The following is a 13454-nucleotide window of genomic DNA, read 5'->3' as shown; positions in this document are numbered from 1 at the left end:
AGGGCTATTCCATCGCAAAAACAGAGTATTTATACACAATAACAATTACAAATTCAGTTTATAGAGCTGCCCTTAAATGATTATCAATCTCGTAACCGTGCCAGTAATTCTGCCCGATTCTTCACATCTAGTTCATCGTAAATATTTTTTATATGATATTTCACTGTATTCTCTGATATGCACATGGCATCAGCTATTTCACGATTGGAGCGTCCTTTCAACAAATAGGCTACAACCAGTTGTTGCCGCTCCGACAAGGCACTGGTATTTTTCTGTGCTATGCTAACAGGCGTTACGGGATCGTTAATTACTGCCAGATCTACCGGAAGCTGAAGCTGGTCTTGTTCACTGGCTAGCCGACGTTGTTGTTTTCGAAACATGAGCAAGCCAATCAGCAGCAGCACTACCAGACCTGAAAGGCTTCCTACTCCGGTCAGCCAATTCAGCCGTCGTTGATCGTCTAGTTGCCGGGCAAAGGCCTGCTGCTTAATTGTCTCCTTCTGGTTATGCAAATCAGCTATCTTTTCACTTCGGGAATACACCTCGTTGAGCGAATCCAGCACCTGGTTTACGGCAGCGAAACCAGCCATGTCTTTTCGCCGTTTATAAATGAGGCTTAACTCATCATAGGCGTATATCCGGTACTTTATAATACCACATGAATCAGCACACCGATTCGATGTCTTGAACGCTTTTAAAGCGAGATTCATACGGTTCATGGCCGCATAGAGTTGCATTTTCTTCACTAAAATCATTGGCAGATCGCAGCCGGAAGCTACTCGTAAATCCGCTAAAGCCCGGTCGTAGGTTGCTTCGGCTGCTGGATACCGCTTATCCAGAAAGAGTAAATAACCCTGCTGATGAATCAGTTTCGCCCTATCTTCCTGACTGATGTACCGAAAATTCGTTTTGGCCAAACGCCCCATCAGGTTCTCTGATTTAGCGTAAGCGTGCGTGTCAAAATAGACAAAAGCCTTCTGGGCCAGAACATTGGCTGTGTTGACGGCCGGGGTATTTGTCCTAGAGGCTAGTTGCTCCGCTTCACCCAGAAATTGAAGCGTTGTTGTGTAATCGAGCAACCGCTTGTAGGTATACGATAGCAAAATAGCCGCCTGATAATGATCGTCAGCACTGTAGCTGGAGTTACTTAAGATGGGCAACAGTAAGGCCTGTGACTTTTCATACTGCAAGGCATTATTATACGCATAAACGCGCTCCTCAATTTGCTGAAAAGGCGTAGACTGACCCCAAGCTGTGCTGTGGCAAAAACCCATCAGGAGCACGTAGAACCAGCACATAAAACAGGAAGGCATAAACGATTTTTGATTGCGGTTTAGCTGAAATAATACGAAGTATACAAACGCGACAATCAGTAAAGCCGTTAGTGCAATTACTTGAACACATAAGTAAGCCATCCGTTGTTCTGTCTGAACTAATCTCAACAGCTGCTAATTTGGAACTTACTTATGGACTAATCTATACCTATCACGAGGTATATTAGTCATTTTGTGAAGTTAACAATTCGTAATCAACTCTAGCTAATGAAGTTACTTGTGGCTGGATGTCTGGAGGCAGGCAACGAGTATGTATAGATTCGAGTAAGTGGGGGTTTAGCACTTCATACAGTGCTGGATATACTGAATTTTGTGTAGCATCAATTAACTTCCTCAATGCCCAACCTGAATTTAATCAATCCAATCGCTGCGCCGCGTTCAGCATCAGCCACATACGTAGCATAACGGTAAGCAGTAGTCTGCTAATGGGCTCGTCTCAATAATCCGTGCCTACTACCTGACAATGTCAACTTATTATCGGGCGCGTCACAGCCAACTAGACTTGGCTGTGCAACAAAATTCATTTCGTACTCCTGTCGGTCGAGTCAAGGGATATTGTACGATGGGTGGCTGTAATGAACTATCAGGCATAGTAGCTCATCTCCCATACCAGCTTAGCGACTGACTTATCTCCTCTGAGTTAACTGGCTGTTCAGACAGCTAATGCGTTTTTTTACTCAGCATTCCCGGCAAAGGCTGTGGATGTATCTATACGAACTATTTCTACATAGCGCACTACTATAATTACGGTCTATTGAGATCGCCTGTACCGGATAGTCTTGCCGGTAGCTCCCTGCGTGACTTCCAAGTTGGTTGCAGAAATAGCAACTATTGACTGGCAATCAATGTCGAATTCGCCGGCTGTTGTAAAGCAGCCGTACTTACTTTTCTGACCATTACAGGCATTCCCCCCGCAGTCGGCCACATACGCAAACGTGTTAGTCACTCGCTTCTGGCCCTTGTCATAAGTAGTCAGGGATGTACCATTGACGGTAAAAGCAGCTTTCGGATCATCCACTGATTGCCACTTACCCTGAAGCAGGGTCACCACATCAGGGACAGCATCTGCCGGGGCCACTGTAGCGGCACCAACTTCAAGATGACCTTGGTACAGGTCTGCATCACCAGGCCCACTTAGCGTGTACATGCCTTTCCACTGGGTGAGTGTCAGGGTATCGAATGTCCAGGTACCTGCATCATCACCGGTCTTTTTTGTCAGTAACCGGCTGCTCCGGTCACCGGGTAGAAACACCTCCGCCGTTGCGTCATCATCCGGAGATGCAAACAGCAGATAGGCTACGGTACCCTGCTGCGCCCGTACCGGGGTCAGCTCGATACCGGTTTCAAACAGCCGAACGCATTTTTTCTGTACCGCTGACCACTGATAGCCCGCCGACCCTTTACAGCCGTGTTGGTCCTCGTCGGCCCCCACAACTAAATCGCTTTTTCCTTCATTCTCCGACGTTTCTTTTTTGGTTGAACAGGCCATGGTCAGGCCGAACAGAAGGACAAGCAGGTACTTGATTTTCAACATGATAGGACGTATTTAATGAAATTGATATGGGTTATACGTGTGAAATGATTCTAATTAACCTACTAATCTAGTACTATCTCAAGAGTAGATCTTGCAGATTAGTCGCCAAGACAACTGGTGATTTATACGGCACGTTTCATCGCCATCGGTATCTTGATAGCTGGGGCTGAAATAAGGCCGGTACAAATTTAGGGTACTGAGCAGCGTCATATGCGCCACCGCGCACGCGTTCGCACTCAAAAAAGTAGGTATTCGCACTCAAACCCTGGCTATATACTGGCACTCGCTAGGGATTGATACTACTTTAGACGCCTAACTAACAGACTCACCAATTTTCGCCCAACGCACCCATCATGTACAAGTATCTAATAAGTTTCGTCCTGCTTCTCAGCGGTGTAGCCAGTGCTCAGGTAAAAGACTGGCAAGCCGGGGTCAAGATGGATAACATGCTGTTCCCGTCTTACATTCTGGCCCACGCAGGCTGGGACGATAACGAAAATGACACAGTCCAGATAGACGGTCAGCCATTTTATATCATCACCGAAGACGGGACCTCACAGATTGCCGTTGAACTGGACCTGACCAGCCGGGCCGACGTCAAGATTGAGTTGTTACCCTCCGAGATTAACACGTATAGCGTTTATCAAGGGAAACTAGATAAAGGCAGCTACGGCGTTTACCCCAAGATCAACTACAAATACGATTTCATGCGGAACCGAACCCAACCAGGTCCGGTCAATCTGGTCTTTGTTCTGTCGATCAATGGCCGGAAGGTTGGCCAGAAAACCCAGACAGTCAGCCTGCGGTCTATTTCGGAGTGCCCATTCTATATGGCCGACGAAGAGAACGAGACGGAAGAAGATCTGGGCTATATGTTCGCGGCCTACGTGAATGAAGATGACCCGCGCATCGACGCGTTTTTGAAAGAGGCGCTCAAAACTGGTATCGTCAGCAGTTTTGCCGGCTATCAGGGTACCGAGGCTGAAGTAATTCGTCAGATAGCCGCCATCTGGGCCGCCATGGGCCACCGCGGTATTCAGTACAGCAGCATCACAAACACCAGTAGCAGCAGCCAGTCGGTGTTCTCGCAGCGGGTACGTAGCCTGGGTGATGTGCTCAAGAACAATCAGGCCAACTGCGTAGACGGCTCCGTGTTTATGTGTTCTGTACTGAAGGCAATTGACCTGCACTCCTTTCTGGTAAAAGTACCCGGCCACTGTTACATGGGCGTTTACCTCGACGACGCGAAAAAGAAGCCGTATTACATTGAAACCACCACCATCAGCAATGCAGGTTTGGTGGGCCTGAAAATAGGGTCAGAGCAGGCCAAAAAGCAGGCGATAGCCAGCTTGGGCGAATCGGCGGCCGTCGCCAAAAAGGATTATACGGCCCACGCCAAAGCGTTTAACAAAGACGATTCGGAGTATATCAAGATTGATATCGACGAGGCCCGCGAGATCGTGAAGCCCATTGGCCAGTAGGTCATTAGCCTGGAGGATTGGAAAATTCTATTTCTGTCCAGACCATGCGACCCACTGCGTACTTTTTAATTCAAGTCAATTTTCAAACAAACATTCTCCTTGCTTATGAATAAGCAAACACGCTTTCTAACACTTCTAGGTTTTCTGCTATTGGGCGGAGCCGTACATGTTCACGCGCAGATGGGCGGCCATGTACCTCAAACTAGTGGGGGATCAAGGCCAGCCACAAATAATGGCGACGTCAACCCGGCAGGAGCTCAACCCGATCTTGATATTATGGATTCACATGCACCCGCACCTACAGTTGTAATGGCGGGCATACCTGAAAAATTGACAGACTTTTCAACGGAATCGGGCAAACCTTCGTCAGCCAAAAAATTCACACTTTCGGGTAATGTAGCCAATGCCGGATTAACAGCTCCGCAGGGTTTTGAAATAAGTCTACAGGAATCAATTGGCTATTCATCATCGCTAAAGGTAGGGCATCCTCCTGTAACCATTTGGGTACGATTGACCGGAAGTAAACCCAACGGAATGAACACTGCTGTTAGTGGCGACATAAACGTAAGTGGCTCCAACGGGCAGATACCCAATAGCAGCACGGCCAGGGTGCATGTGGAAGGTGTGGTTAGGTAGATAGATGGATCATCCTGATTTAATCACTCTATTTTAAAACGTCTGGTAGCCCAATAACAGAAGGCAGAACCAAACTAACGCTAAAAAATAATGAAACAGCCTTGGAAACGTTGACCACGGAAATACTTATTGACAATCCTCAAACGACTGCCAAGCAGGTATGGTCAGTACCGTTCTCAGGTTCTGCTAAAGAACTGATTTCCCAGTCACATGGAAATCTAGTTGTGCGTGGCACAAACGATAAAGTGTTTTGGGCATCAAATGTCTCCGCACCCTACGGTAGATTGTTTATGCTGAATCCTAGTGGTAAAATACAGATTTTGATGGCACACAGAGGTTACTTCATAGGAAATGAAGTACGTAAACGTGTAACTGACCTTTTCTCCAGGCGTATTGATTTGGTAAGACAAGAATTGAACAACATCGGCTTTCTCGTAAGCACACTCAAAGTCTCACTTCCAGAAGAATAAGAATTAAGACTAAGCTGATGAAGTTCTTCGATCTTGCTGAATCGGCTCAAAGTCTCACTTCCAGCAGAACAAGGATTAAGACTGCTTGATCAGTTAAGCACTGTTTCCACTGACGCACTCTCCGAATCTCACTTCCAACAGAACAAGGATTAAGACAGTAGGTTATTGCTAACTATATCGATTGTATAGGCTTAGTTTCTCCATATATGGGATGAAACGCTCAATATTTATCGTCATAAGTATCGGTATTCGTATTACCTGTATAAAATGTTTCCTATTTGTTACTCGGCAATTATAAATTTTTAATAATCAGCTAGTTATAGATGTATTTTATACCTGCTCCTGGTACAAAGAACCGCTGCAATCAGCGGTTCTTTTGTTTTATAACTACCCCAACTTCTGTACGTTTAAGTTTCTAACTAGCAGAGCCTTGAAACAAACGGCCGTTAGCCGAAGGCACTTTGCGAAGCACATATAGCAGAGACAACCTTAGATGATTGTAAAGCCGCCTTTACCAATCAGACAATCGGCTCATTTAGGCCCATTCGCTGGGCCTCTGACAATCCCACTGAGCTGATTTACTTTATTACCTCCATCAGTAAGCTAATCAAGGACGGACACTCAAATAATGATTGGGCACGATTATCTAATTGCTTTGTCAAATCAGACGGGAGCCAGTTCAACAGGAACAGCTTTAAAACTTTGTATCAACAGCTAGACAGTGGCTTCAGCCCGCAAACGCGCTCTACTATTGATGGATTACTGCAGCCATTTAAGTAGGTTCTACCCTATACTTCTTAACCTTTACCTTAACGACAAACTAAAGTTGATGAGGTTGTCTTCTCTTACTCTCCAACTTTGTCAACGGTTAGCAAATAGTTAGCCGGGTTTGCGCAAACCCATTTTTCCCAACCAGTTAATCGTGTTGAAAAATGGGAACAACCAAAGTGAACGAGGCTGATCTCAGCCAGTATGTACAACGGCAGGGTGAACAATCAACCCTTGCCAAACGGCTATTAGCCGTTCAACAACGTATGCTTTCGTTACGGCAGGCAGCGATGTATGCTGGAATTAGCAAGAGTCGCCTGACCAGATTTGCTCTGGCAGAAGCGATACCTTATTGCAGGCAGGAGGATGAAACAATTTACTTCGTGGTGGAGTGGCTCAAGCGCAACCGAAGGAGAATCGTTGGCAAACGGCACACAACCGCCCTACGTCAACATGTCGATAACGCCTACATGTTGTGGGAACAGCGCCAGCATCGAAGCTTTATCGCCGAGTTCAAATTCGGCGAAGTCGAAGGCGGGGGCTACTGTGCAGCCAACCAGAGCAAAGGGCAGATCGCTGGGCAGTCCAACGGGTTTCGCGCCAAACCAGTATCCTGCCGGTACAACCGCCTGAAACACTTCGCCCCGATTGGGGTTCGTACCCAACCGAATTGTAGACAACGTACCTGACTCGGGATCGATCATGTATACGTTGAGCGGCCCGCCAGCATAGAAATGCCACACCTCATCGCTCTGAATCCGGTGCAGGGCCGAACGCTGGTGGTTTTCCAGCAGAAAGTAAATGGCTGTGCTATACGGCCGGTCGCCGCAAAAGCGCTTAGGTAAGACGGCATGTGGAATGAGCTCCGTTGCCTGATAGGTCTGCACATAATGCCCGCCCTCAGGATGCGATTCCATGCCAAACACAGCTATATAGTCAGATGCGGTCATATACAGGTTCAGTGAGCAGGTATTCAGTGAACGATTATCAGGTTGATCTGACAACGTACCCGGATACGGAGGTGTGATAACTGATACCTGCCCACCGATAACTGATTACTGTCTTGCTTTCACAATCGTGACAAAATCGCGCGATTTCAGAGACGCGCCACCAATCAGGCCACCGTCTACGTCGGGTTGCGCGAAGATCTCTTCGGCGTTCTGTGCATTGCAGCTACCACCATACAGAATGCTCGTGTCCTGTGCTACTTCGTCGCCATACTTACTGGCCAGGTGCTGGCGCAGTTCATAATGCATATCCTGCGCCTGGCCAGCCGATGCTGTCAGGCCCGTACCAATGGCCCAGATAGGTTCGTAGGCGATAACGATGTTCGCCATTTGCTCAGCAGACAGGTGAAAGAGGCTTTCGGTCAGCTGATTCTTCACGAAACCTACATAATCACCATTCTCCCGAAGATCCTGCGACTCGCCACAACAGAAGATAGGCGTCAGGCCATTTTCCAGTGCGATGTTTACTTTCTCGGCTAGTTGGGCATTCGTTTCATCGAAGTACTGACGACGCTCGCTATGCCCCAGAATCACGTATTGAACGCCCACTGATTTCAGCATGGCGGCTGAAATCTCACCGGTGTAAGCACCAGAGGCTTTTTCGTGGCAATTCTGGGCACCAAGTGCCAGCTTATCGCCTGTCAGGTATGATTTGTAAGTGGTCAGATAAAGAGCCGGGGGGCACAGTACCGCCGTTACATCGCCGGTTACTTCGGCGTTAATCATGTTTGTTACCTCCGAAACAAGGGCCAGGCCCTCATCGGCGGTTTTATTCATTTTCCAGTTACCAGCAACGATCTTTTTGCGCATGCGTCTTTTAACTTAGTAAGTAATTAAGGCTCAGAAAGCGGACGAAATTACGGGTTTTAGACCGAATGCTGGAAACCTTTGTAAATCAGTCGCCTTAGCCTCAACTTTTTATAGATTTATGGAGTTTTTATAGTAATTTTCTGGTAATACACATCTACAGTCATGAAAGCGCTGAGCCTGATAGTTGGGTTACTGTACGGCAGCCTGTCGGCGTTTGCAACCGATAGCCCCAAAACGCCGGACAAGGACCGGTTTGGCTATTTTCTGAAAGGCAATCGCACGTCTACGCGTATCCCTTTTGAACTACACTCCAATCTGATTGTCGTCAAGATCCGGATCAATAATTCAGACACGCTCAACTTCATCCTGGATACCGGCGTCAGTAATACAATTGTAACAGATCCGCTGGCCCTGAAACTGCAGCCCCTGAAGCTCACCCGTAAAATGCAGTTGAGTGGCGCTGGTGAGGGTGGTAGTTTGTCGGCTATCATAGCCATCGACAATGAACTCTCGATGGGTGCCATGCAGGCTACGCACCAGAACCTGGTTGTTCTTGAAGACGATATTCTACGCCTTTCTGAATATGTAGGCATCCCGATTCACGGTATTTTCGGCTACGACCTCTTCAACAGCTTTGTGGTAGGCATTGACTTCCGCAATCGCGAACTGACCCTCACTCAACCCAAGCGATACAAATATCGATCGCGTTTTGGCGACCGGTATCCGATTGTGATTCAGAATGCAAAACCCTACTTGGATGTAACAGCCCTGCTTTCCGGTGAACGGACAGTGCCACTTCGTGTTGTTCTGGATACAGGAGCTGGTCATGCGCTCATGCTCGACGGACAGTCGACTGTATGTGCGCTGCCCCGACCCGACAAACTGCTGCGGGCACAATTAGGACGCGGGCTGAATGGGGTTATCAACGGCAGCCTGGGCCGTATCGAAGGACTTCGACTGGGGCGGCATCAGCTACAAAACGTAATTGCTTCCTTTCCCGATAGCTCGTCATTCGGTATGCGGTTCGTAAATACAACAGACCGGCAGGGCAATGTGGGCTGCGAACTACTGCGCCGGTTCAATGTTACGTTTAATTACCCTGAGCAATACATCGTGTTGAAACCCGTTCGCCGACTGGTGCACGAACAGTTCGAGCACGACATGAGCGGCCTTGAACTAAAAGCCAGGGGTGAACGCTACAGAACGTACTATATCGAGAAGATCATGGATGATTCACCTGCCGATGTAGCTGGTATTCAGGAAGGTGATGAACTGATATTCGTGAATAACGAACTAGCCAGCGGGTTGAGCATCAGCGACATCCATAAATCGCTTCAACGCGGCGAAGGCAAAGAAGTTACGCTGGTTGTCAGGCGTAATGGCCAGCTTATGGTCATCAACTTCGCGCTGAAACGGATGATATAAAAAAAGCCTCCTTCCGCTCGGGAAGGAGGCTAATACGGACGTTCACGCAGTTTGTGCAACGGTCGATTACACCGACAAAGTGCCTTTTTTATAGGCATCGAGAAGGGTCGCTTCCAGACCTTTTTTATTGATCGTCTTGATGGCCGACGTCGAAACTTTCAACGTAATCCATTCTCCCGTCGATTCTACGAAGAACCGCTTCTTTTGAAGGTTTGGGAAGAATTTACGCTTCGTTCTATTGTTGGCGTGCGATACGTTGTTACCAACCTGCGTCCGCTTTCCTGTAATTTGACAAACTCTGGCCATGACTTGTACTCGTTTTCCGTATGAGGGTGCAAAATTGGCGAAATCCCTGTGAATGTGCAAATTATTTTTCCTTTCTGTACCCATATGGGCAGTGCCTGCACCCACTTTTACAGCAATACCCCCGCTTCAGGTGGTAACTGGCCGTGAATACCACAAATCCTTCTTTGGTAAAGTAGTAATCCTCATCGGCTAAACCGGAGATTTTGCGTTTCTTCAGTTGCTCTTCAGTCATGGTGACCAGTACGTTATATTTACGGTAGATTCCACAAAGCAACAGGCTGTTTATGCTAATGGTTTTGACGTATAGCCCAGCACCGATATTAAAAAAAGATTAAAACCAATTATGACAACAGCTACCCCACCTACCCCTTCGCTACAGGCCATTCAACTCGAGGACCAATACGGTGCCCACAACTACCATCCACTGCCAGTTGTCTTAACAAAAGGTGAAGGGGTCTATGTCTGGGACTTAGATCACAAACGGTATTACGATTTCTTATCGGCCTACAGTGCCGTAAGTCAGGGCCATTGCCATCCGCGCATTATCGGCGCCCTTACAGAACAGGCACAGCGATTAACACTGACATCACGGGCGTTTCATAATGATCAGCTTGGCCGGTGCGAAAAGTACCTGTGCGACTACTTTGGCTACGACAAAGTGCTGATGATGAATTCTGGTGTAGAAGCCGGCGAAACAGCGCTGAAACTGACCCGCAAATGGGCCTACAAGGTCAAAGGTATTCCGCAGAACCAGGCCAAAACGGTTTTTGCCGAAGGTAATTTCTGGGGACGTACACTCGCCGCCATTTCATCATCAACCGACCCCAGCAGTACCAATGATTATGGCCCGTTGCTGCCCGGGTACGTACTGGTTCCCTACAATGATCTGGCTGCGCTCGAAGCCGTTTTCGCTGCCGACCCCAACATTGCCGGGTTCATGGTTGAACCGATTCAGGGCGAAGCCGGTGTGTTGGTTCCCGACGAAGGCTACCTGCGCGGGGTACGTGCCCTCTGCACCAAGTACAATGTGCTGTTCATTGCCGATGAGGTACAGACAGGCATTGGCAGAACAGGCCGCCGGATAGCCTGCGACCACGAAAACGTGCTGCCCGACATACTGGTACTGGGTAAAGCCCTTTCGGGTGGTGTCATGCCCGTATCGGCCGTACTGGCATCTGACGAGATCATGCTGACAATCCGCCCTGGTGAGCATGGCAGCACGTTCGGCGGTAATCCGTTAGGCTGCGCCGTAGCCATGGCCGCCCTGGATGTAGTAAAGGACGAACAATTAGCCAAAAATGCCGAAGTGATGGGACAATTGTTCCGGGATCGAATGAGTACGCTCTGTGCTGAAACGGATCTTGTTCAGCTGGTACGTGGTAAAGGCCTGCTCAACGCCATTGTCATTCAGGAACGGCCCGAGTTTGGCGAAGAAACGGCCTGGGAGTTATGCCTCCGCCTGCGCGACAATGGCCTGCTCTGCAAGCCAACTCATGGCGATAAAATCCGTTTCGCTCCACCCCTTGTCATTACCGAAGCCCAGATGAACGAAGCTTGCGACATCATCGAGCAAACGGTGAGGGAATTTTAAAGTTGAGAGTTAACAACTAAGAGTTGCTCCGCTTAGCACGGAATGCCTGACTTGGCAGAGCAACTCTTAATTGTTAACTCTTAACTCACCTCAGCACATCATTTACGTAATTGCCTTCCTCCTCAACGTCGCCCTCCAGGTTGAACAACGTACCCGGACCGCTTCGTTTGCCGTTTCGGAACGTACCTACGAACGTGTCGCCATCAGCAAAGTGGTAGGTGCCTTTACCGTGTGGCTGATCGTAGGCAAATTGACCAACATACCGGTCGCCATTCGGATAATAGTACGTGCCTTGCCCTGTGCGAAGATTCATCAGCACACCACCCTGGTATTTTAACCGGCCATTAGTGTAGTACTGCGTAATCATAGCAGGTACCACCGTGCCCGACGAAGCAGGAACGGGTCTATCAACTCTTGGCGCAGCCACATACGGTTTATTTGATGCAATGGCTGGCGAAGCTGGTCGGCTGGGGGTAACAGACTTAGTGCGGGGGTAAATGCCGTCGGCTTCTGTCCAGCCTTTACGAATAGCATCAAGCCGTGCCATGCGGCCAGGGTGCGATGCGGAAGCAGACATGCTTCCGATGGTTTTGATCGCAATCAGCGACTCATCGAGCGTAGCCCCAAGCTGGTGGAGCACAAAGCCTGAAAAACGATCGGCCTCCAGTTCTTTCTGATGCGAACTTCCGCCCGACGCCAGCGTATGCCCCTGCAGATGATGCCCAATCTCATGCGCCATGATACTTGTAGCTGACCAGTCGGTTTCGGTGGCATCTTCGAGTTGTTGCATGAAAGCCCCATCGTAAATAATAAATCGCTGCCCATTCATGACGGCCGCAAAACAGTTGCGCGTCTCGGGGCATTCCATAACCTTGAAATTCTGCATCAACCCAATGGGCTTCAGAATCCGGTCAATGACGCGGGTGGCATGGCTGCTCGTAGCCTGGCCTTTATACGTACAGGGAGCAGTAGGGGTGTTGCCACCTGTATAGTTGCAAATAAACGACGGGGTAGTAGCGCCTGGAGCCTGGGCAAACAATGTACCCGTTAATAGAGCGCCGGCGAGCGTAGTGGTGAGTGAAATAGCGTTGTTCATCAGTGATCGTATGGGTAAACGTCAATCACTAAAACGATGAAGACCAAGCCTACATTATCTGGCGCCACCAGCCGACAACATTTAATTTAGCAGTTGCGGTCAACGCCATACTTCCTTACCTTTTCAGGTAGGTTGTTATGCCGGGGAGGCCGGTTTCGGTAAGCAGAATGCTTGCCCGAAACCGGCCTCCCCGGCATAATAAACAGATCCTCCAGCAATGTTCTCTAATCAGCCAGCAGTACCCGTCTGGTGATACGTTGCGCCCCTTGAGTCAGGCTAAGAACGTACATTCCCCGGGTGTATTCGCGCACCGGAATCTTGATTATGTTCTCTCCCTGCACGATCGGCGTGCTCTGCTGCATAACCGGATACGCACCAACGCTGGTTAGTTGAAGAACGGCTTCACCAGCAGTTTCGGCATAATAACGTACCTGAACCTCATCACGAGCCGGAACGGGATAAACCTGTACGCTCATTTCAGGACTATAGTCATTGTTATTTTCTGTAACGGCTGCCATTCTCGACGATCCGGCCGGCATATACAGGTAGGTCTTGGGCACAATCTGCGTGTCTTGACCCGGATACGACCATTGCAGTTTGGCCACAGCACCGATGATGTTGTCGAAGTACTCCATCCGGATGTCGTACATCTGGCCGGCAACGAGCGCAAGCGTTGCCCCTGTGTTTGTTTTGGTGGCGCGGCCGTTCCAATCGTCAACGAGTAATTTGCCATTCACCCACAGACGAACACCATCGTCAGTCGATGTGCTGAATGTATAATTTCCGGTTACTGGCGCTTTTACAAATCCAGTCCAGCGGACCGAGAAGTAATCTGTGTTGATCGAGGAAGCGGGTGAACCATTGCCCCAATCGAAATCAACAGTAGCATCTATTCGGGTCAGCACAACGGGAGCCGCTACGTTTGCATTGTTGAAATACTCCCCCTTCAGTCCCACACCGTCAGCAACCACTACTGTGGGCGGCGTATTGGTTGTT

At 48.8% G+C, this 13454-nt stretch carries 13 protein-coding genes; 5 read left to right on the top strand and 8 right to left on the bottom strand.

From position 1 onward, the window contains the following. Nucleotides 1-83: 83 nt before the first annotated feature. Both J2I46_RS06275 and J2I46_RS06270 read right to left on the bottom strand, forming a co-directional pair. Nucleotides 84-1313, bottom strand: a complete 1230-nt coding sequence (locus J2I46_RS06275) for a helix-turn-helix transcriptional regulator (RefSeq protein WP_207328147.1) — start codon at nucleotides 1311-1313, stop codon at nucleotides 84-86. Nucleotides 1314-2085: 772 nt separating this feature from the next. Next, nucleotides 2086-2868 (bottom strand): hypothetical protein, encoded by a 783-nt coding sequence (locus J2I46_RS06270; protein ID WP_207328146.1) that lies wholly within the window; start codon nucleotides 2866-2868, stop codon nucleotides 2086-2088. A 353-nt stretch (nucleotides 2869-3221) separates the two neighbouring features. Here J2I46_RS06270 and J2I46_RS06265 point away from each other — a divergent pair, with 353 nt between their 5' ends. The 3 genes from J2I46_RS06265 (at nucleotide 3222) to J2I46_RS06255 (ending at nucleotide 5455) form a co-directional block, all read left to right on the top strand. Further along, nucleotides 3222-4349 (top strand): hypothetical protein, encoded by a 1128-nt coding sequence (locus J2I46_RS06265; protein WP_207328145.1) that lies wholly within the window; start codon nucleotides 3222-3224, stop codon nucleotides 4347-4349. 105 nt (nucleotides 4350-4454) lie between these two features. Continuing rightward, the gene (locus tag J2I46_RS06260; protein WP_207328144.1) at nucleotides 4455-4985 is read left to right on the top strand and encodes a hypothetical protein; all 531 of its coding nucleotides are present in this window, start codon (nucleotides 4455-4457) and stop codon (nucleotides 4983-4985) included. A gap of 101 nt (nucleotides 4986-5086) precedes the next feature. Next, nucleotides 5087-5455, top strand: a complete 369-nt coding sequence (locus J2I46_RS06255) for a hypothetical protein (protein WP_207328143.1) — start codon at nucleotides 5087-5089, stop codon at nucleotides 5453-5455. Nucleotides 5456-6666: 1211 nt separating this feature from the next. Here the strand turns inward: J2I46_RS06255 and J2I46_RS06250 are convergent. Continuing rightward, nucleotides 6667-7173: a cupin domain-containing protein gene (locus J2I46_RS06250; RefSeq protein ID WP_207328142.1), complete on the bottom strand. Its 507-nt coding sequence runs from the start codon at nucleotides 7171-7173 to the stop codon at nucleotides 6667-6669. Between the two features lie 105 nt (nucleotides 7174-7278). Next, nucleotides 7279-8040, bottom strand: coding sequence for a triose-phosphate isomerase (tpiA, locus tag J2I46_RS06245; protein ID WP_207328141.1), 762 nt, complete (start codon nucleotides 8038-8040; stop codon nucleotides 7279-7281). A gap of 162 nt (nucleotides 8041-8202) precedes the next feature. On the opposite strand from tpiA, the gene J2I46_RS06240 reads away from it, so the two are divergent. Beyond that, nucleotides 8203-9465, top strand: a complete 1263-nt coding sequence (locus J2I46_RS06240; RefSeq protein WP_207328140.1) for an aspartyl protease family protein — start codon at nucleotides 8203-8205, stop codon at nucleotides 9463-9465. Nucleotides 9466-9531: 66 nt separating this feature from the next. Here J2I46_RS06240 and rpmB read toward each other — a convergent pair whose 3' ends face one another. Both rpmB and J2I46_RS06230 read right to left on the bottom strand, forming a co-directional pair. Next, on the bottom strand, nucleotides 9532-9771 hold the full coding sequence (gene rpmB / locus J2I46_RS06235) for a 50S ribosomal protein L28 (RefSeq protein WP_085410917.1): 240 nt from the start codon (nucleotides 9769-9771) through the stop codon (nucleotides 9532-9534). A 61-nt stretch (nucleotides 9772-9832) separates the two neighbouring features. Next, nucleotides 9833-10003: a C1orf53 family protein gene (locus J2I46_RS06230; RefSeq protein ID WP_207328139.1), complete on the bottom strand. Its 171-nt coding sequence runs from the start codon at nucleotides 10001-10003 to the stop codon at nucleotides 9833-9835. Between the two features lie 111 nt (nucleotides 10004-10114). Between J2I46_RS06230 and rocD the strand changes: the two genes are divergently transcribed. Next, on the top strand, nucleotides 10115-11362 hold the full coding sequence (gene rocD / locus J2I46_RS06225; protein ID WP_207328138.1) for an ornithine--oxo-acid transaminase: 1248 nt from the start codon (nucleotides 10115-10117) through the stop codon (nucleotides 11360-11362). Between the two features lie 85 nt (nucleotides 11363-11447). Here the strand turns inward: rocD and J2I46_RS06220 are convergent, their stop codons facing one another. Next, the gene (locus J2I46_RS06220) at nucleotides 11448-12458 is read right to left on the bottom strand and encodes a M48 family metalloprotease (RefSeq protein WP_207328137.1); all 1011 of its coding nucleotides are present in this window, start codon (nucleotides 12456-12458) and stop codon (nucleotides 11448-11450) included. Nucleotides 12459-12682: 224 nt separating this feature from the next. Continuing rightward, nucleotides 12683-13454: PA14 domain-containing protein (locus tag J2I46_RS06215; RefSeq protein WP_262898008.1), on the bottom strand; the 772-nt coding region annotated here is incomplete at its 5' end.

Source organism: Fibrella forsythiae (assembly GCF_017353175.1).
Classification (GTDB): domain Bacteria; phylum Bacteroidota; class Bacteroidia; order Cytophagales; family Spirosomataceae; genus Fibrella; species Fibrella forsythiae.
The sequence above is the reverse complement of the archived record's forward strand: the minus strand, read 5'-3'. Positions and strand labels throughout refer to the sequence as shown.

Coding starts and splice junctions, on each gene's coding strand:
- J2I46_RS06275 (WP_207328147.1), bottom strand. CDS start 1,313: ATGCCTTCCTGTTTTATGTGCTGGTTCTACGTGCTCCTGATGGGTTTT.
- J2I46_RS06270 (WP_207328146.1), bottom strand. CDS start 2,868: ATGTTGAAAATCAAGTACCTGCTTGTCCTTCTGTTCGGCCTGACCATG.
- J2I46_RS06265 (WP_207328145.1), top strand. CDS start 3,222: ATGTACAAGTATCTAATAAGTTTCGTCCTGCTTCTCAGCGGTGTAGCC.
- J2I46_RS06260 (WP_207328144.1), top strand. CDS start 4,455: ATGAATAAGCAAACACGCTTTCTAACACTTCTAGGTTTTCTGCTATTG.
- J2I46_RS06250 (WP_207328142.1), bottom strand. CDS start 7,173: ATGACCGCATCTGACTATATAGCTGTGTTTGGCATGGAATCGCATCCT.
- tpiA (WP_207328141.1), bottom strand. CDS start 8,040: ATGCGCAAAAAGATCGTTGCTGGTAACTGGAAAATGAATAAAACCGCC.
- J2I46_RS06240 (WP_207328140.1), top strand. CDS start 8,203: ATGAAAGCGCTGAGCCTGATAGTTGGGTTACTGTACGGCAGCCTGTCG.
- rpmB (WP_085410917.1), bottom strand. CDS start 9,771: ATGGCCAGAGTTTGTCAAATTACAGGAAAGCGGACGCAGGTTGGTAAC.
- J2I46_RS06230 (WP_207328139.1), bottom strand. CDS start 10,003: ATGACTGAAGAGCAACTGAAGAAACGCAAAATCTCCGGTTTAGCCGAT.
- rocD (WP_207328138.1), top strand. CDS start 10,115: ATGACAACAGCTACCCCACCTACCCCTTCGCTACAGGCCATTCAACTC.
- J2I46_RS06220 (WP_207328137.1), bottom strand. CDS start 12,458: ATGAACAACGCTATTTCACTCACCACTACGCTCGCCGGCGCTCTATTA.